The sequence below is a fragment of the Gemmata obscuriglobus genome (assembly GCF_008065095.1).
Taxonomy (GTDB): domain Bacteria; phylum Planctomycetota; class Planctomycetia; order Gemmatales; family Gemmataceae; genus Gemmata; species Gemmata obscuriglobus.
On record NZ_CP042911.1, the window covers coordinates 3,074,741 to 3,096,610 of the forward strand.

The following is a 21,870-nucleotide window of genomic DNA, read 5'->3' on the forward strand; positions in this document are numbered from 1 at the left end:
AAGCTCGAAACGGGCCTACCGAATCCGCGAAGTTTTTGTGCGAGAGCATTTTTTAGCCTTGGACGAACTCTCGGCGTCGGATAAGCTACCTGCCTCTTCAATCTGATGAGATACCGTCCGTCGGTGCCGTACCCGGCCCGATGTGGTCCTGCGCGTGTCGCAGGAATAAACCCCAACCCATCCCGCCCATGCCCCGCCGCATCCGCCTGTGGATCGACCCGTTCGCCGCCCTCATGGACCTGCGTGCGTTCGTCGCCGGACGATGCCGACGCGCCGCGGCGCCGCTGACGCGTCTGTTCGCCGCACCGGGGAAAATTGACCCGCAGCCCCTTCTGGCGAAGCCCGAGCTGCGCCCGATGGATTGGCGGAACCCGCCCTCGGAGACCCTCAGCGCGGCCGCCATACCGCTGGCGGCGACGGCCGCCGCCGCAACGATCGCGGTGTACGCGCTGGCCGACTGGCAAGCGGCCGAGCAGGTGGCCGCGGCCCAGGTCGGGGCCGGGGGCGGTGGGGGCGGGCCGGTCGACGGTTACGCCGACTGGGCGCCGACGCTTGCCGAACCGGCGGCAACCCTAGACCAAGCAACCGGTTCCGTTGCACCAGCCGACGACGAATCCGACTTAACACCGCGAGACGGGGCCGACCTCGCCTTGGACGGAGCCGGTTCGTCCGAAGGCGACTTCGATTCGTTCGGCCCGGCCGTCGACTCGTACGCCGGTGCCGAGTGGTTCGGTGGTACAGGAGCGGGCGGTGGCGACCAACCGGAGCCGTTCGGCGGTGCATTTAATGGCATCGCTGTCACCGACACAATACCGGACCCGGTCAGCGGTGTGCCGCCGGTTTTAACCGGAACTGAGCCCCAGAACTTGGTCGGCTCGGATACGCCGGGAACCGGCAACACCGGCCCGGGTGCGACACCGCTCCCGGGCGACGCGTTGACGCCCGCGAGCGCCTCGGGTGCCGAGCACCCGAGCCCCAGCTCCCCGACGGCCAACTTACCAGGCGACGCAGGCACGGAGCGCCCGCCGACGCTCGGGGCTGTCTCTCTGAGCCTCGACCCCACGTTCTTCGCCTCTGCAGTCACCCCCGACTCGGCGCCCGGCGCCGATCCGGTAACGATCACCCCGGCGGTGAGTCCGCCGGTCACCCCGCCAACCAATCCCGAGCCGGTCAGCCCGCCCGTCACCCCCGGGCCGGTCAGCCCACCCACGTCTCCGCCGCTCCCCCCCGAGCCGGTGAGCCCGCCAACGTCTCCGCCACTCCCCCCCGAGCCGGTCAGCCCGCCGGTCAGCCCGCCGGTCAGCCCGCCAACGTCTCCGCCGGTCAGCCCGCCGGTGAGCCCACCCACGTCTCCGCCGGTCAGCCCGCCGGTCAGCCCGCCGGTCAGCCCGCCGGTCAGCCCGCCGGTCAGCCCGCCGGTCAGCCCGCCGGTCAGCCCGCCGGTCAGCCCGCCGGTCAGCCCACCCACGTCTCCGCCGGTTATCGGAGACCGCGTGTGGAACGACACGAACGGCAACGGGATTCAGGATGGGGGTGAACCGGGGTTAGCGGGTGTTCTCGTGCGCATGTACGACGAGAACTCGGAATTTTACGCTAGCACGGTCACAGACTCCAACGGCGGCTACGCGTTTACAGGTGTTGGCGCGGGCTACTATCAGCTTCAATTTCAGTTGCTAACAGGTTACCAGTTCTCGCCTGCGAACGCGGGCAGTGACGACGCGGTCGACAGCGACGCCGACCCGCTCAGCGGCTTTTCCAACTTCTTCTTTGTGACCTACGGAGCAGGGAACACCACCATCGACGCGGGCATGCGTCCGACGAACCCCCCGGTAGTCCCACCAACTACCCCGCCGGTGGTCCCACCGACCAGCCCGCCCCCGCCCGGATCCGACGTTCGGGCCAACACTTACACCTCCAACTATCAGACCGTACCGGCTGTGGCGAGCGATGCGGACGGCGACTTCGTCATCGCCTGGATGAGTGATGGTCAGGATGGTAGCGGGTACGGGGTCTACGCCCAGCGGTACGCAGCCAACGGTACACCGGTCGGGAACGAGTTCCGCGTCAACACGACCACCCTCGGTGACCAGGGCTCACCATCGGTCGCGATGGACGCGGACGGCGACTTCATCGTCACTTGGCAGAGCTACGGACAAGAGGGCACCTATGGGAATTATTACGGCCACAACTTGGGAATTTACGCCCAGCGGTACTCGGCCAGTGGGGCGGCTGTCGGCTCCGAGTTCCGGGTCAACACGTTCACCTACGGCCTCCAGTTCCAACCATCGGTAGCGATGGACGCGGACGGCGACTTCGTCATTGCCTGGGCGAGTGGCGGGCAGGGGCCCGGGAGCAACTGGTATGACGTCTACGCCCAGCGGTACTCGGCCAGCGGCGCCGCGCTCGGCTCCGAGTTCCGGGTCAACACGTACATTACCAGCAGTCAGATGGACCCGGCGGTGACGATGGACGCGGACGGCGACTTCGTCATCGCCTGGGAGAGCCAAGGCCAGGACGGCAGTGTGGGCGGGATCTACGCCCAGCGGTACACGGCCGGCGGCGCCGCGCTCGGGTCCGAGTTCCGGGTCAACACGTACACCACAAACCAGCAGATGGGCCCGGCGGTAGCCGCGGACGCGAACGGGGGGTTCGTTGTCGTCTGGCTGAGTTCCGGTCAAGAGGGTAGTGCGTCGAGGGTCTACGCCCAGCGGTACGCGGCCAACGGCACCGCGCTCGGGTCCGAGTTCCGGGTCAACACGTACACCGGCGGTCATCAGAGCTCACCGTCGGTGGCGGTGGACGCGGACGGCGATTTCGTCGTGACCTGGCAGAGCTACGGACAGGACGGCAGCAGGTACGGAGTCTGGGCTCAGCGGTACAACTCAACCGGCACCGCTGTCGGGTCCGAGTTCCGGGTCAATACGTACACCGCCGGCGATCAGATGTTCCCGACGGTGGCGGTGGACGCGGACGGGGATGCCGTGGTCGCCTGGCAGAGCGCCGCCCAGGACGGCAGCGGCAACGGCATCTACTTCGCCCTGTTGGGCGGCGGTAGCTCCCCTCCGCCGGTCGTTCCGCCCACCAACCCACCACCGGCGGGACCGGAGGTTCGCGCCAACACGCACACCACGGGCCACCAGGTCGGAGCGTCGGTGGCAACGGACGCGGACGGGAACTTCGTGGTCGCCTGGACGAGCCAAGACCAGGACGGCAGCGGGACCGGGATCTACGCCCAGCGGTACGCGGCCAACGGGATGCCCCTGGGGGGCGAGTTCCGGGTCAACACGTACACCACCGGCCACCAGGCCGGAGCGTCGGTGGCGATGGACGCGGACGGGGACTTCGTGGTCGCCTGGGCGAGCGCGGGGCAGGACGGCAGCGGATATGGGATCTACGCCCAGCGGTACGCGGCCAGCGGGGTGCCCCTGGGGGGCGAGTACCGGGTCAACACGTTCACCACCGGCAACCAGACCGAACCGTCGGTGGGTGTGGATGCGGACGGGGATTTCGTGGTCGCCTGGCAGACCTACGTACCGGGGTCCGGGCTCGGCGGGTACGAGATCCAGGCCCGGCGGTATTCGGCCAGCGGTGCCGCGCTCGGCTCCGAGTTCCGGGTCAACACGTACACCACCAACGACCAAGCGATTCCGTCGGTGTCTGTGGCAGCGGGCGGAAACTTCGTGATCGCCTGGCAGAGCTACGGCCAAGACGGTAGCGGGACTGAGGTGTACGCCCGACGGTATTCGGCCGGCGGTGATCCTTTGGGCACCGAGTTCCGGGTCAACACATACACTGACGGTCACCAGGTAGCCCCATCAGTCGGCCTGGACGCGAGCGGGAACTTCGTCGTCGCCTGGCAGAGCAGTGGGCAAGGTGACTGGGGGTGGAGGATTTACGCCCGGCGGTACTCGGCCGGCGGTACCGCGCTCGGTTCCGAGTTTCGCGTCGGCGAGTACACCACCGGCTACCAGGCTGACCCGTCGGTAGCGGTGGACGCGGACGGAGACTTCATCATCTCCTGGACGAGCGCCGGGGAAGACGGCAGCGGCAACGGCATCTACGCCCAACGGTACAGTTCGGCCGGCACGACGCAAGGTACGGCACTTCGGGTCAACACGTACACCGCCGGCGATCAGATGTTCCCGGCAGTGGCGGTGAACGCGGATGGGGACGCGGTGGTCGCCTGGCAGAGCGACGGCCAGGACGGCAGCGGCAACGGCATCTACTTCACCCTGTTGGGCGGTGGCAGCTCGTCCCCACCAGTCGTTCCTCCAACGGTTACGATCTCGGCGACAGGCGCGGGCGCGGGCGAGCCGTCGAGCACGGGGATGTACCGGATTTCGCGCACCGGCACCAGCGGCGACCTGGCCGTCACGTTCGTGCCGTCGGGCACCGCGGCACGGGGCGCCGACTACACGTTGAGCGTGGGCGGGGTGCCGGTGGCCGGCAACCAGGTCACGATCTACAGCGGCCAGTCGTTCGTCGACGTGCTGCTCACCCCCGTCGACGACGCGGTGAGCGAGCCCACCGAGACCGCGGTGCTCACCCTCCAGGGCAGCTCCGTGTACTCCCTCGGGGCCGCGTATGCGGCCACCATCAACATCACCGACGACGATCCGTCGTTGCCTCCTCCGACGGTTACGATCTCGGCGACAGGCGCGGGCGCGGGCGAGCCGTCGAGCACGGGGATGTACCGGATTTCGCGCACCGGCACCAGCGGCGACCTGGCCGTCACGTTCGTGCCGTCGGGCACGGCCGCGTCGGGCGCCGACTACACGTTGAGTGTGGGCGGGGTGCCGGTGGCCGGCAACCAGGTCACGATCTACAGCGGCCAATCATTCGTCGACGTACTGCTCACCCCCGTCGACGACGCGGTGAGCGAGCCCACCGAGACCGTGGTGCTCACCCTCCAGGGTAGCTCCGCGTACACCGTGGGCAGCCCGGCCGCCGCCACCGTCAGCATCACCGACAACGACCTGCCGGCGGTCACGGCCGCGGCCCTCGACGCCACCGCCGGCGAGCCGTCGAGCACGGGGATGTATCGGATCTCCCGCACCGGCCCGCAGGCAGGGGCGCTGGAGGTCCGTTTCGCGCTCTCGGGCGCCGCCACGCCGGGCGCCGACTACACGCTGAGCGTGGGCGGGGTTCCCGTGGCGGGCGACACGGTCACGATCCAGGACGGGCTGGGTTTCGTCGACGTGCTCCTCACCCCCGTCGACGACGCGACGGCGGAGTTCACCGAGGACGCGGTGCTGACGGTCCTGAGCGGCACCACGTACACCGTCGGCAGCCCGGCGGCCGCCACCGTCAGCATCACCGACAACGAGCCGCCGGCGGTCACGGTCACGGCTTTCGATGCTACCGCCGGTGAGCCGTCGGACACCGGCACGTACCGCATCTCCCGCACCGGGGCGTTGGCCGGCGCGCTGCCGGTGACGTTCGTGCTGTCGGGTACGGCCGCATCGGGCGCCGACTACACGCTGAGCGTGGGCGGGGTGCCGGTGACGGGCAACACGGTCACGATCCAGGACGGGCAGGAGTTCGTCGATGTGCTCCTCACCCCCATCGACGACGGGGTAGCGGAGTTTACCGAGACCGCGGTGCTCACCCTCCAGAGTAGCTCCGCGTACACCGTGGGCAGCCCGGCCGCCGCCACCGTCAGCATCACCGACAACGACCTGCCGGCGGTCACGGCCGCGGCCCTCGACGCCACCGCCGGCGAGCCGTCGAGCACAGGGATGTATCGGATCTCCCGCACCGGCCCGCAGGCAGGGGCGCTGGAGGTCCGTTTCGCGCTCTCGGGCGCCGCCACGCCGGGCGCCGACTACACGCTGAGCGTGGGCGGGGTTCCCGTGGCGGGCGACACGGTCACGATCCAGGACGGGCAGGGTTACGTCGACGTGCTGCTCACCCCCGTCGACGACGCGACGGCGGAGTTCACCGAGGACGCGGTGCTGACGGTCCTGAGCGGCACCACGTACACCGCGGGCAGCCCGGCGGCCGCCACCGTCAGCATAACCGACAACGAGCCGCCGGCGGTCACGGTCACGGCCTTCGATGCTACCGCCGGTGAGCCGTCGGACACCGGCACGTACCGCATCTCCCGCACCGGGGCGTTGAGCGGCGCGCTGCCGGTGACGTTCGTGCTGTCGGGTACGGCCGCATCGGGCGCCGACTACACGCTCAGCGTGGGCGGGGTGCCGGTGACGGGCGACACGGTCACGATCGAGGACGGGCAGGAGTTCGTCGATGTGCTCCTCACCCCCATCGACGACGGGGTAGCGGAGTTTACCGAAGGCGCGGTGCTCACCCTCCAGGGTAGCTCCGCGTACGCCCTCGGCAGCCCGGCCGCCGCGACGGTCCTCATCGCCAGTAGCGACGTTTTCCCGACGGTTACGGTCTTTGCAACCGACGTCAGTGCGGGTGAGCCGGCGAACACCGGCGCGTACCGGATCTGGCGCACCGGCACCAGCGGCGCGCTGCCGGTAACGTTCGTGCTGTCGGGCACCGCCACGCCGGGCGCCGATTACACGCTCAGCGTGAACGGGGTACCAGTAACGGGCAATCAGATCACGATCCAGAACGGGCAGGAGTTCGTCGATGTGCTCCTGACCCCCGTCGACGACGCGGTGAGCGAGATCGCCGAGACCGCGGTGCTGACGGTCCTGAGCTCCACCACCTACACCGTCGGCAGTCCGGCCGCGGCCGTCGTCGGCATTGACGACAACGACACCCGCCCGACGGTCACGGTGTTCGCAATCGACAGCGGCGCGGGTGAGCCGTCGAACGCGGGCGCGTACCGGATCACGCAGTTCGGCGCCGGCGGCCCACTAACGGTTACGTTCGTACTTTCGGGCACCGCCGCCCGGGGCGCCGACTATTCGCTGGTTGTAGACGGGGTGCCGGTTGCGGGCAACCAGATCACGATCCCGGCCGGGCAGTCGTCCGTGGACGTGGTGCTGATCCCGGCCGACGACGGCATCGTGGAGACCCCCGAGACCGCAATGCTGGCGCTGCAGGCCGGCGCCACGTACACGATCGGTGCTCTCGCCGCCGCAACGGTCACCATCACCGACGACGACACCCTCGCGAACACCACGCCGTCTGTCACCGTGACGGCCACGGACGCGGACGCGGGCGAGTCGGCAAACTCAGGCACGTACCGGATCTTCCGCACCGGCCCAATCGGGGTCGAACTGGTTGTCGCGGTTGCGCTCTCGGGCACCGCGACGCGAGGCGCCGACTACACGCTCAGCGTGGGCGGGGTGCCGGTGGCGGGCAACCAGATCACGATCCCGGCCGACGCGTCGTTCGTGGACGTGCTGCTCACCCCAGTCGACGACGCGGCGAGCGAGGTTCCCGAAGCCGCGACGCTCACCGTTCAGGCGGGCGGCGGGTACGCCGTCGGCGCACCCGCCGATGCGACCGTCGTCATCGCGGACAACGACCCGGCGGTCACGCCGCCGGCCGGTTTCAAGGAAGGCGAGCTGATCGGCGCGGCCGACCCGTTCGGTGCGCTACTCGCCACGTTTACTCACCCGGACCTGTTCAGCGACCCGAGCGACTTCGAGGCGGCCGTCAGTTGGGGCGACGGGACCACCAATAACACCACCAGCGGGGTCGAGATCGTGCCCCTCGGGGGCGGCCTGTTCGAGGTCCGGGCGAAGCACGCGTACCGGGAGCGGAGTGCCGCCGGGAACCCGTACCAAGTGGTGATTACGGTGACCACGCGGGCCGACGGCAGCACCGCGTCGGCGTCCGGCAGTTTGGCCATTGCCGACGCGGCCCTGACCGGCCGGTCGCACAACTTCACGGCCGGGCTGAAGGTGCCGTACGAGGGCGCCATCGCGGTGTTCGAGGACGCCAACACGCTGTCCCCGGCGGCCAACTTCGAGGCCCAGGTGCAGTGGGGCGACGGCACGCAGGAAAAGCTCACCGGTGCGTCCATCCGCCCGCTCGGGGCCGGCGTGTTCGCGGTGGTCGGCAAGCACGCGTACCAGGTGGCCGGGGCCCAACCGTACACGGTGACTGTGCTGATCCAGGACGTCGACGGCAGCGCCCAGGCGGTGACCAGCACGGCCACCGTCGGCGCCGTCGCCCTGGTCGCCAGCGATTACGGCGTGAACGTGACCGCCACGGAGGGGACCGCGTTCAGCGGCGAGGTGGCCTGGTTCACCACCCTCGACACGAATTTCGATCCGGCGACGGTCCTGGCCGATGTGAATTGGGGGGACGGCACTGCGATCGATTTCGGCCGTCCTGTCGTGGCGCGGGACGGCGGCGGGTTCACGGTCGCTGGCACCCACCTGTACGCTCGCTCAGGTGGGTACGAGATTCAGGTCACGATCCGTCCCGCAGCGGGAGGCAATAACGGGGCACGAACGATCAAGGGATCGGCTCTGGTCCTGGGGGGCCAAATCACGGCCACCGGGCTCCCAATTACCGTGCGCGAAGGTACCGGGCTCGGGTCAGGGCAGGTCATCGCAACCTTCACAGATGCAGTGGCCGGTACGACCGCAACAGACTACTCGGCCTGGGTCGACCTTGGGAACGGTGACGTAGCGTCCGCTCCGATCTCTAAAAACGGGAACCACTTCGAGGTTAGGCTCGCCAGAGGGTACGAGCAAAACGGGTCGTACACCGCCACAGTTACCATTCGCGACAACCTTGGCGGCAGCACCGCGATAGTGCAGAGTGATGTTACAGTAATAAATGCAGAACTGGCAATCGAATATGTTAATTTGATCGGCAGCGGGTACGGCGACTTGTCATTCAGTATGCGTGTTGGCTTCAAGGAAAATCCGTACGATCGCGGCGAGAACTTTACCGCCACCGTCAATTGGGGCGATGGCACCCCGGCGTCTATGCATCGCGTGTACGGATACGGCGATCATTATAACGGAAATGCGTTTTTCTCATCATACAATCCAGCTGGCGATGGAATTGATGAAATCTACTATTGGCTAACACCAGGCCAGTTCGAGGCCCTCCCGCGGCACACCTATGCAGCCGCTGGCACGTACATAATTACCATCACGATCACCCCCGACGACGGTCCGGCAAAAGTTTATACGCCTTGGACCTGGGGGCTACCTGTAATTTTGCCTCAATCTCAACCGATATCGAACACTGCGCCAATCGTCACTGCATTGCCGATCACAGCAGTTGAAGGACAGCGCTGGGATGGTAAGATCGCTCAGTTTGTTGATCCATTCCCCGAAATGACAGGCACCTTTAGCGTATCTGTTGATTGGGGCAACGGACATTATGCCGCAAACGTTCCGTGGTATCAGTTTTACCAAATAACCAACACGGGATACGGAACGTACGATATCTCAACATCGTATCGCTATAATTACGATGGCATATACCAAGTAAAGGTGAGAGTTTATAAAACCTACTCAAACACTAATCAAATAGACACATCGGCGGAGAGTACTACAACAGCTATTGTCAGCGAGGCGCCATTCCGGGCCACCTCGCTGTCGGTGACCGGTGCCTCAATGGCTGGCACGGTCGGGCAGTCATTCTCCGGGGTCGTTGCGACCGGCACTCTACGCGATCCAGCGTACGGTACCGTGACCGCTTACATCAACTGGGGCGACGGTTCCGCGGAGCAGCAGGTCGCGGTGATTGCTGGAGCAACCTACTCCGTTTCGGGCACACACACGTACGCCTCTGAGGGTCTGTACAATGTGCGCGTTCGTGTGGAACAGCGGCCACCGAACGTGCAGACGCAACTGGTCCACTCGGCGAGCACGACCAACACGATCAAGGTGACCGTCCCAGCTGTGTCGATTGCGGCCGCGCAGGATCCGCTCGCGGCAACTCAGAGCACGCCACCCGTCAACGTCGCACTGGCCGTCATCACCGACCCCCGGCCGGGGGTTACGGCGTCTGAGTACACGGCCGACATTTATTGGGGTGATGGGACCAAAACCCTCGGTACGGTGGCGGGAACGGGCGGAACGTTCACCGTCAGCGGTAGCCACACGTATGGTGCGTCGGGGCCGTTTATCGCAGCCGTCGTCGCGCGCCGCGGAGCGGAGGTGTACGCGGTGCGGTTGGGAGTGACGGTCGCCCCGCCTCCCCCCCCACTGCCGGCCCCGACCAACGATCTGGTCGATTTGTTCGTGGACCCGGTTATCGCCCAGGGCGCGTACCAGGCCCAGGATCTCGTCGTGGCCCGGTTCCGAATCCGGGGCCAGGGCCAGTCGGTCGCGGGCTTCGCGGCGGAGATCCACTGGGGCGACGGGTCCGCGCCGACCCGCGGGCGGATCGAAGCGCTCCCGAGCGAGGACGGGGAGCTGCTGCTGTACCAGATCGTCGGTAGCCACCAGTACCGCGCGACGGGGGTGTACGACACCACCGTCACGTTGATCAGCCGGAGCGCGAGTTGCCCGGACACGGTTGGCACCGGCGTGGTCGTCGTCTTGTCAGGGGCGGTGAAGGGGTTCGACCTTCAGACCAGTGTGAGCTCCGACCTGCGGGACGTGGTGGTAGGTGAGTTCACTGACCCGAGCGACCCTCCCGCCAGCACCTTCTCCGCCTCGGTCAATTGGGCAGGCTATCCACCCTCCTCAAGCCCGGCGCGGGTCGTGCGTTTTGGAGCGGGCCACTACTACGTCGTTGCCAGTCGCGGATACGCATCGGCGGGCCAGTACCAGTACCAGGTGAATGTGTCTAGTCCCGGAGGGCTGGCGACCGGATATGGTACTGTAGACGTGCGCCCAACGGCGGCCGGAGTGCTCTCGGTGCCGTACCGTATGGAGGTGCCGACCACGCCGCTCCAATGGGCCGCGTTTACGGTGAACAGCGAGAACATTCCAAACGAGATCATCGACCGCAGTTACATCGACTGGGGCGACGGCAGCCTGCGCCTCACGGGTGACCGCGGCCAGGTCTGGGGAGGACTGCCGCAGCGAAGTGACATCCTGCTGAGCGGCGCACACGTGTTTCGGCAAGACGGAGTGCTCACCGTCACCGGTGGCGCGGCTGACGACGTGGGCGACCCGTACGTAACCGACTCTTGGTCCCTGCCGGTCGCCACCGCACCGCACCGGTTGGTGGGCACCCGTCCTGTGCTCGCGGCGCGTGAGGACCGGGCGATCGGGTCTATCCCGATCGCCACCTTCACAGACGAGGGAACAGAGGCCACCGTTGACCAGTTCCACGCCCGGATCGACTGGGGCGACGGGACCGAGCCGTCCGACGACGGCACGCGCATCGTGCGGATCGACGACCGGACCTTCGCGGTGTACGCCGACCACACGTACAACCAGGTGGGCGACTTCGCGATCACGGTGCTCGTCCACAAGGACGCGCCCGACGGCGTCGACGACGACATGCTCGCCGGAACGATGGTCGCCACGCTGAAGGCGAGGGTGACGGCCGACCAGGCCGGGGTTAGCCAGACCGGTGCGGAGTGGTTCGCGGCCCTCCAGGGACAGAGCACCGGTGACATCGTGCTCGGGGCGATCGTCGATCCCGCCCTGGCGGCAAACGCAGCCGCCCTGTCCGTGAACTGGGGCGACGGCTCCGCGCCACAAGCGGGCGAGGTGTGGCTGCGCCAGACCGGCCCTACCTCGTTCGAGGTGCTCGGCCGTCACACCTACGCCCAGGCCGGGATCTACGACGCCAAACTGACCGTCACGGCCGGCCCGAAAGTGTTCACGCTCGGCGGGCTCGTGCCGGTGTACCGGGCCGCGCTGGACACCACCCAGCGGACGTCCGACCCGGACCGCGGGGACTGGGTGCAGTTGGGCACCGCCGCGGTGTCGCTCAACACCGGCGCGGTGACCGTCAGCCACCCGCTCGACTTCGACCTGAGCCCGGGCACCGCCGTCGGCCGCAGCCCGTCCCTGGTGTACAACTCGGGCACCGTAGACGTGCGCCCGACCGCCGAGTTCCAGCTCACCGGACTGGGCGAAGCCTCGCCCAGCGGAATCAGCGTGACGACCAGTTGGGCCGACCGCAAGGAGCAGCCGGCCGTCACGTTCGCGGTGACGCCCGGCGCGCAGTTTGCGAACTACCTGTTCGGCACCCAGTCCGCGTACGAGGTGACCGAGACCGGGGCGTACGACTGGCGGTCGCACGTCCAGATCGCGATGGGGGCGAACCGGGCCCCGATCGAGGTGGAGGTGAAGGACCGGTCGCTGACGGTGGTGACCGAGGACCACCCGGAGGTGCCGGTGCCGGTCGCCCACGGGTGGGGCATTGCCGGCATCGACCGGCTGGTGTGGGAGTGCCACGGGGACGTCATCTGGGTCACCGGCACCGGCGACGCCCGGCTGTTCGAGCGCCTCGACGGCACCGACTACTGGTCCGACGAGGACTTCGGCGCGCTCCAGCGGAACATGGACGCGAACTCGCCCGAGTACAAGTCGTTCGTGTACACGGCGCGGGACGCGTCGAAAATGTACTTCAGCGCCGCCGGGCTGCTGACCAAGGTGGTGGACCCGCAGCAGTTCGTGGTCACCTACGGGTACGACGCCGCCGGGCGGCTGACCGGGGTGCAGACGCCGGACGGGGGCGTCACCGCCATCGCCTACACACCCACCCAGGTCACCATCACCGAGCCCGGCAACCGGACCGTCACTCTGAACGTCGCGGGCAAGACGCTGAACGCGATCCAGGACGTCGACTCGACCAAGCACCTGAGCGCGTACGCGGACGTCGATAAGACTGCCGGCACCCGCACGTTCGGGTACAGCGGGGACCGGCTGACGAGCGACACGTGGAGCCCGCTCCAGACCGGGATCGCGTACGACAAGAACGGGATGGTGAAGTCGGTCGACCGAGGGCTCGGGACGGTTTACACGATCGTCCCGGCGGCGGCGCAATCACTGGCGACCACCAACGACAAGCCGGCCGACGCCCGCACCGCGGTGGCGACCCTCAAGGACCCGATCAACCCGGTCACCACCTACACGTACGACGCCCGCGGCCGCACGCTCCGGGTCGACGCCCCGCTCGGCGCGCTCGACCGCTACCTGTTAAACACAGCGGGGGACGTGGTCTGGCACGCGGACCCGCTCGACCGCAAGACCGTGTTCGAGTACGACTTCAACGGCGACCTGCGGACCGTGGTCAACCCGGACGAGACCGAGCGGTCGTACCAGTACCACCCCAAGTTCGGCACCGTCACCCGGGCCACCGACGAGCTCAGCCGAGCGACCGTGTTCACCTACGACGGCACCACCGGCCTGCTCAGCACCGTCGAGGACGCGCTGCACAACGTCACCAAGTACGAGTACTACCCCGACGCCGACGGCGGCGGGACACGGGCCGACCGGCGGCTCCTGAAGACCGTGACCGACGCCCTCGGCCACGTGACCAGTTACGCGTACGACGAGCACCGCCGGGTGAGCCAGGTGATCGACCCCGCCGGAGGGATCGTCACCACCACCTACGACGCCGCCGGCAACCCGCTGAAGGTTCTGACCAACCCGTCGCTTACCGGCAACACGAGCGAGGTGCGCACCACCACCACCGTCTACGACGGGCGCAACCAGTTGGTCCGGGTGATCGACGCGCGGGGCAGCGTCACCAGCACCGAACTCGCTCCCAGCGGGCTGGTCGACGCCGTCACCGACGCGCTCGGGCGGCGCACCACCTACGCGTACGACCGGCGCGGGCTGCTGACCGGGATGACCGAAGGCATCGCCCCGGCGGCCGGGCTACCGGCTGGGGTGCCGCCCGCCCAGCGGTCCGAGGCGCGCGTCTACGACACGGCGGGCAACCTCAAGTCCGTCACCAGCGGCCTGGCCCCGGCCAACCCCACCGTCACGATCGGCGGAGCGGCCGCACCGCTTTCGTACCAGCACCTCACCACTGTGACGTACGAATACGACGCGCTGAACCGGGTCAAGGGGGTGTACGAGGGGGTGACCGGTGCGGGCGCGTACCTGCGCGGCACCGAGACCGCGTACGACCGGGCCGGGAACGTGCGGTGGACCCGCTCCGGGCTGTCCACCACCGGGCAGCCGAAGGTTCTGTACTCCCGGCTCGGATACGACCTCCAAGACCAGCTCGGGCAGGTGATCGAGGCGTTCGGCCACGCCCGCCTCCAGCGCACCACCACCACCGAGTACGACGACGTCGGGAACGTGCTGTCGGTGACCGACCCGCTGGGCCACGTGACCAGCTACGGGTACGACGAACTGAACCGGACGACCGTCACCTACGAGGCGTTCGGGACGAGCGACCAGCGGTCCACCGAGACCCACTACGACGCCGTCGGCAACGTCCTCTGGACCCGGGACCCGCGCGGCACCGTCACCAGCTACGGGTACGACCCGGCGGATCGGGTGACGCGGGTGATCGAGGCGTTCGGGGACACCGGGCCGGGTGGGGTGCAGCGCACCACCACCATGCTGTACGACAAGGTGGGTAACGTGCTCGCGACGTGGGCCCCGCGGTACCACGACAACCAGGCCCCGCCGGCCGGGGAGCCGAAGCACGTCGTCACCAGCTACGTGTACGACGGGCTGGACCGGCGGACTCAGGTGATCGAGGCGGTGAACGTCGCCCCCGAGCAGCTCGGGCACGCCAACCCGATCACCACCACCACCTACGACGCGGTCGGGAACGTGGTGTCGGTGATCGACCCGCTCGGCCGCACCACCAGCTACGCGTACGACGCGCTGGACCGGCCGGTGGCCGCGTTCGAGGTGTGGCAGTCGAACGGGACCGCGGCCCGCACCACCCGCACCTGGTACGACGCCAGCGACAACGTCGTCCGCCGGCACGCCGCCATCACGGCCAACGTGGGCGGTGCCGAATCGACCACGAACCAGCAACTGTCCACGTACGCGTACGACGCGGTGAACCGGCCGATCTCGTCGACCGTCGGCGAGCCCGAGCGGGCGGTGCCGCCGGGTGGCGCGCCGCTGCTGCGGCTCACCACCACGTCGGTGTACGACGCCGCCGACAACCTGATCGAGTCCGTCGACCCGGACGGCCGGCGGACGAGCATGGGGTACGACGTGCTCGGCCGGCAGGTCGAGCTGGTTGAAGCGTTCGGGGACGCCGGGCCGGGCGGGGTGCAACGCACCACCACCATGCTGTACGACGCCGCGGACAACCTGCTGACCGTGTGGACCCCGCGGTACCACGACTCGGATCTGCTCGCGCCTGGGGAGCCCCGGCACGTGGCCACCAGCTTCGGGTACGACGCGCTGAACCGGCGGACCCAGGTGATCGAGGCGTTCGGGGTCTCCGCCCTGCAGCGCACCACCACCACTGTGTACGACGCCGGGGACCTGGTCCGCGCCGTGCAGGAGCCGCTGCCCCGCACCACCACCTACGAGTACGACGCGCTCGGCCGGCGCACGCAGGTGGTTGAGCCGGTGGATGAACTGGGCGTGGTGGTGTGGACGCGCACCACCGAGACAACGTACGACGCCGCGGACAACGTCCGGACCGTGGTGACGCCGCGGGTGGTCGACACCTCGCTGTTCAACGAGCCGGCGCTGCGCCCGGAGACGCGTTACGAGTACGACCTGCTGAACCGGCTGACGCGGGTGACGGAGGCGGCGAACGTGCCCGATGCTCAACTCGGACACGCCCCGCCCGCAACCACCTACCGGTACGACGCCGCCGGCCGTAAGATCCTCGAGATCGCCCCGGCCACCTGGAGCACCGAACTCCTCCGGAACACCAGCCAGGCGACCAGCTACACGTACGACACCCTCGACCGGGCCGTGACGGTCGAAGAGGGCCGGTGGGACCCGCAGGCGGCAACCCCGTTCGCCGCCATCCGCCGTACGACAATGAAGTACGACGGCCAGGACAACCTGGTCGGGCAAACGCGCGGCATCATGGCAACCGGCGTGGCGACGATGGTCGAGGCCACGACGACCACCGCCTTCGTATTCGACGCCGCGGGCCGTCAGGTGGCCGTGACCGAGGCCGTCGGACGGCCGGAGCAGCGGACCACCACCCGGGAGTACGACGGGGCCGGGCACGTGGTGCTCGAGCGCCTCACCCCGAACGAGTACCGGCTCGAGGGCGTTCCGGCCAACGAGCAGGAACTGGAGAAGTTCCGGCAGCGGCCGACCACCAAGTACACGTACGACGGCCTCGGCCGGCTCAAGACGACGATCCAGGCGTACGTGGCCCCGGGCGAGTTCTCGGGCGTCACCGACCCGGGCGGGCTCGGGCACCAGTCCCAGTTACCCGTCACCACCTACCAGTACGACGCGGCCGACCGGGTGATCCGGACCACCGACCCGCGGGGCGTGCAATCGACGTACGTGTACGACGCGCTCGGGCGGCTGCGGGACGAGACCCAGGGCGCGAGCCAGGGGGACGCGACGACCCAGGGGTTCGTCGCCCTGCAGCGCGAGTACGGGTACGACGCCGCCGACCGCAAGACGGCCGTCGGGGTGCGCAACCTGAACCTGGCCAACACCGACGCCACCACCGCGTGGACCACGTACGCGTACGACCTCCTGGACCGCCCGACCGGGGTGACCGAGGGGGCCACCTCGGCCGTCGCGCGGAGCACCCTCACTCGGTACAACGACGACGGCACGGTCACCGTGACCACCGGTGTGTCGGCCACCGCCACGCTGACCGGCCCGACCGGCAACGCGCTGGTGTACAACCGCCCGGTAGAGACCCGGTACACGTACGACGCGCTCGGTCGGCTCGCCCGGGTGGACGAGGGCGCGAACCTGTCGGCGGCCGACGTCGCGGCGCTCGGGCACACCCGCCCGTGGACCACGTTCGCGTACGACGCGGCCGGGCACACGGTGGCCACGTTCACCAACGCGAGCACCACGCCTGGGGCCGACGCGGTCATCGTGACCCGGTACCTCATCGACGGTCTGGGCCGAGTGTGGCAGACCAACGAGGGCGAGGGGGGCGACGGGAACCAGTCCGAGCAGCGGGTCACGTCCGTCCGGTACGACACGCTGGACCGAGTGGTCGGCAAGGTGACGCTGGGCGACCCGTCGTGGACCCGGTACGACTACGACGCGCTAGGCCGGGTGACGAAACAGACCACGCCGGCGCTGGACCCGCTGGCGAAAGTCGACCCGCCCACGAACCCGCCCACGGACCCGCTGTACACCGCGTACGTGTGGAACGTGTTCGATCAGGTGGTCCAGCAGTCCGACCAGAACAAATCAGAGGGTGAGGTGACCAACCGGTACGACCGACTCGGCCGGCTGCGCACCCAGGTCAAGAAGGGCACGTGGGAGGAACTCACGTACCAGTACGACTTGGCGGGCAACCTGCTGCGGGTGGACGACACCGTGTTCCCGCTGTGGCTGGAGAACAAAAAGGAAACGGGACCGAGCCGCGACGTGCGGCGCACGACCACGCAGTACTACGCGTACGACGCGCTAGGGCGGCGGGTGAGTGAGACTGACACGTACTGGGACAACAAGTATCCGACCGGGCACACGACCCACTACTACTACGACGCGCTGGGCCGGGTCGAGGCCGTGTGGGCGCGGGACGGGAAGATCACTTGGTACGGGTACGACGCGGTCGGCCGGCAGGTGTACGAGGCGTGGGACCAGGCCGTCTCGCCCACCAAGGACAACCCGGGGCTGGAGCCGTTCGGGGCCGGAGCCTTGTCGCGCGGCGAGCGCACGGTACTGGCCACCTGGTACGACGCGGGCGACCGGATCACGTACGCCCTGCAAGGCAAGGCCACGCTGCAGCTCCAGCGCGACCAAGCCCCGAATTTGCTCCCGAATCAGAAGCAGCCGCTGTTCGTGCGGGTGGTGCCCGACCCGATCATCCCCGACACCATCGTGCCGTACACCGTCACGCAACTCGACTACGACGGTCTCGGCCGGCTCCGAACCGAGACCGCCCTGGGGGTGACGCTCACCCACTGGTACGACGCAGCCGGGCGCGGCACCAAGGTGGGTGACGCTGGCGGGTACCAGACCACCGCGTACGACCGGGCGAACCGGGTCACCGCCCGCACGCTGAGCGGTGCGGCCGGGGCCGGCGCGTCCGTGCAGTTCACGTACGCGCCGGAGTCCACCACCGCCCGCGGGGACCGACTCCTGACCGTTACCGCCGAGCAGAACGGGGCCGCCACGCCCAAGATCCGCGAAGACATCGGGTACGAGACGACCGGGCTCGGGCGCGAGGTCTCCCGAGGCTGGTCCGTTTCGAGCAAGACGGCGCACAACGAGTACTTGGTCACGACGTATGACTTGAAGGGCCGGGTATGGACCGAGACCCGCGCCGGGATCGCGTCCACGTCCGAGGCTAACTGGAACCCGCGGTCGGTGCGATACACGTACGACGGATTTGGGCAGGTACTGCAGCAGGATACGATGCCCGGCGCAGATCCGTCTGCGGAGCCGACCTCAAAGGGCACGCCGACGCCGCACGACGCCAGCGGGAACGGCCCGTACCCGAGTAAGGCGGCGGCCCAGGGCAAGGGGTACCGGGTGCCGTCCCAGGTCTCCGCGTCGGGCGGGCTGGAAGTGACGTACGACGGGCTCTCCAGCCCCGAGCTCCCGACCGGCACCGCCGGCAACGTGACCCGCGAACGGTTCTTCATCACCAGCAGTACCGGTGCTTTGGTCGAAACCGGGCGGTGGGAACTGGAATACGACGGGCGGAATCGGCTGGTGGCGGTCAAAGTAAAGAAGATCGACCCGAAAACCGGCGTTACGTCCGAGTTCCGGGTCAACTACGTGTACGACACCTTCGACCGGCTGGTGGCCCGGTACGAAACAGCGAACATGAACGATACGGGCATCGGCGCCACCGCAAACCTGTACCTATACGCCGACGGGCAACCGTACGCCGACGTGAGCATTAACGGGTCGATCACCGCGCGGCACCTGTTCGGCCCTGCCGGCCAACCTTTGGCCGGCCTGGCTCCGGGCGCGACCGAGCCCCACTTCTACCTGACCGACCGGCAGAACTCGGTGCTCCAGATCGTGACCATTGACGGCACCACGCTCAAGCGCATCAAGTACGAGGGGCTCAACGCCGAGCGGGTCGGGAGCGGCGTGATCGGGCTCGACCGGTTCGAGTTGGGCGGCCAGACGTACGACCAGACGAGCGGTTTGGCGCAACTCGGCGGTTCGTGGTATGACGGCCGCATCGGCCGGCAGTTGACAGAAAGCGGCCGCGGGATCGGACTGAACCCGTACCCAGTTGCGAATAACAACGCGCCCAACCAACTGGACAAGAGCGAGCAAGCATATCCCGGAGCGCCGGCGGGGTGGGAACTCATATTCATGAGCGGGCGGACGCAGGCGCTCGCGAACAAGGCCCGCGGCACGCAATTCGAAGATGCGGCCGGTATTCTGCACGGAATCGTCAAGGGGCTCGACGTTCCGCGCAGCATGTTCGAGAGCACGGGGACACGACGGCTGTATCACATCGAAGAGCGGTGGAAGCAGAAGCCGTCCGCCAGCGAGCAAGAACTGTGGACGGATTTCGGCGCGTGGATGCTTGATGGTGGACCGTTACCTATCCAAAACCCGTTCTTCTCCTTCGACAGCGCGGTCCAGGACTACCGTGCGGCCCGCGGCCGGAAGTTGGATCGCCGTGTAGCGGTCTCGCAAGCCGTTCTAAAGAACATGTGGTTAGCGCGGAACGGCTGGCAGATCGAAGAGGGCATTGACGGGTATGAGACTGGAGGGCCGAACGATCGCGCCAAATTGTCCCCGGGTGAGCGGGCGGAACGTATCACCTCCGGTGTCTTCGGGCTCGTGATGGATGTTAGCGTGGCTGGCGGCTTTTTCCGAGGGCGTGGGCCGCAAGGTCGCGCTAAGCCACAAATCACACCCGCCATTGCGGAGCCCTTGGTGCCCGTGGCCCCGAGAGGTGTGGTTGCTCGAAATGCTCCGAGGCTGAATCAAGCGACAGCGGTGGCCGTCCACAATGTGTTACCGCAAGTGCCGGTTCTCGGGCGGTTGCACAAGCCGGTCGCGTGGACCCTAAACAAACTCGGGTTCGAGGTGTGCTTTGCGTCTGGCACACCGATGCGGACTCCGGGTGGGTGGTGCAACATCGAGAACCTCCGGGTCGGTGATTTCGTTCTCTCGCGGGACGAGTTTTCTCCCGAAGGAGACATCGAGCCGAAGGAGATTGAGGAGGTGTTCGTTCGTGAAGGGCTGATCTGCGTGCTCACGGTGTTGGGGCAGACGATCCGGTCCACCGACGAGCACCCGTTCTTCGTAGAGGGCAAGGGGTGGACCCCGCTGAACCAGATCCACGAAGGGGAGCGTATCTGGACGGAGGCGAGCGGCTGGGCTACCGTGGATGCAGTTAAATCTACGAACCAGTGGGAGACCGTCTATAACTTCCGCGTTGCGGACCACCACACCTACTTCGTCGGCTGCGACGAGTGGGGGTTCAGCGTCTGGGCGCACAATATCGGCTGTACGCCGGAGATGGTCACGGAAGCCACAAGGGATGTGCTATCCACTGCATCTTTCCGAGGCAGGGGGCGGTTGAGAGCGGATGTCGTGGAAGCGATGCGGGCGAATCAGTTCGACCGGGCGGCACAGTTGCTCGATCAACTCCCCAACATTGGGGAACGTCGGGCGAGTCGAATCGTCAACCGCCTTGTCGAGATGGCGGAAGCAGCGGGAGATCTGCGCCCTCCGCAACTGCCTTTAGTTCCGGGCGTCAGTAAGATCGTTGGACCTGATGGTTGGACCCCACCGCAGATTTACCGTGGGCGTTTTGGGAACAACCATGATGTTATGCATAACCGCATCTTTTCTCTCGATGAAACTGGCATGGAAGTGCATACAGCGGGTCACTTTAAAAATCCCGAAGGCAAGAGCCAGTTTGGCTTTAATGTCCGGGCGAGGGAACTGCTTCTTGATGCTTCTGCTTATGCCGAACACGCTGGGCTTTGGGTAGAGAGCAAGGCTAAGGTCTTCTTTGACCAGCCTATTGGAATCCATGCCCGAACAGGACAGCCAACAAATGTACTAAATATCTACCGCAACAAAAACAACCACATACACGGTTCGCCAGGGAGTCCACAATGAATCATCTGGAGGAAGAGATTACTCGTGCTTGGAGCCTCCGAAACAGTTGGACTCCAACGAAAATGCGGAACGTTCTGGATTTGCTCCTCCAACATTGTCCTTCGTCTCGTGTGGACTGGGATGAGGGTGATGAAGAATGGGCAAGATTGCTTTGCCATGATCGTCTCGTTGCCCTGGTTTGTTACAGATTTCCACTGATATTCATCCTTCCTGATACATGTGGCCTCAACCTGCAGCACGACCTCGGGAAAGATATTGTGGTCGATTCATTATCCTCTTTTGATGATGTCTTTTTTGCCGTAGATAGAAACCTACTTGAGACTTGTTTCGGCAGACAGTTAACGAATAGTATTGACTACGAACGGATGTCTATTAAAGATATCTGGTGGGCAACAGTCTGACTTGAATGCATTGGCACAGTAGAATAATTTCAATGATATCACTCCGACAATCATCTTGTCGGAGATGTTCGCTGGTGGGAATAGAACTGACCCAGCGAGCAAAGCGAGCAAAGTCTACCTCCTGCCTGAACTTACCCTTTGCTCGATTGCTCGGCATCGCTCGCAGCACTTCACCTCTGACCGAAAAATCTCTCGGTGGTGACCATACTTCCACCTCTCGTAACAGCCTCAATACCGAGGCACTTCACGAGAGGTTTCACCAATGCCGAAGTTCGAGTTGGGTCAGATCGTCGCCACGCCGGGCGCACTCTAAGCGATCCGTTCTTCAGGTCAGACGCCGAGCCAGTTCCTTCGCCGCCACGTCAACGGCGACTGGGGCGAACACCTCGACGGGCACGATTACAAGCAGAACCAGATCGCTCTGTGTGAAGGCGGTCGTCTGCTGAGTGCCTACCAGACCCGCAAGGGCGAAGACC

2 protein-coding genes are annotated in these 21,870 nt (G+C 66.8%); both read left to right on the plus strand.

Going from position 1 to position 21,870, the window contains the following annotated elements; all coding sequences use genetic code 11:
- Positions 1-188: 188 nt before the first annotated feature.
- Positions 189-20,993 carry an SdrD B-like domain-containing protein gene (locus GobsT_RS12825; RefSeq protein ID WP_010036501.1) on the plus strand — a complete coding sequence of 6,935 codons (20,805 nt, stop codon included), beginning with the start codon at positions 189-191 and terminating at the stop codon, positions 20,991-20,993.
- The gene (locus GobsT_RS12830) at positions 20,990-21,394 is read left to right on the plus strand and encodes a hypothetical protein (RefSeq protein ID WP_148087722.1); all 405 of its coding nucleotides are present in this window, start codon (positions 20,990-20,992) and stop codon (positions 21,392-21,394) included. The genes GobsT_RS12825 and GobsT_RS12830 overlap by 4 nt, the downstream gene beginning before the upstream one ends.
- The last annotated feature ends 476 nt before the right edge of the window (positions 21,395-21,870 follow it).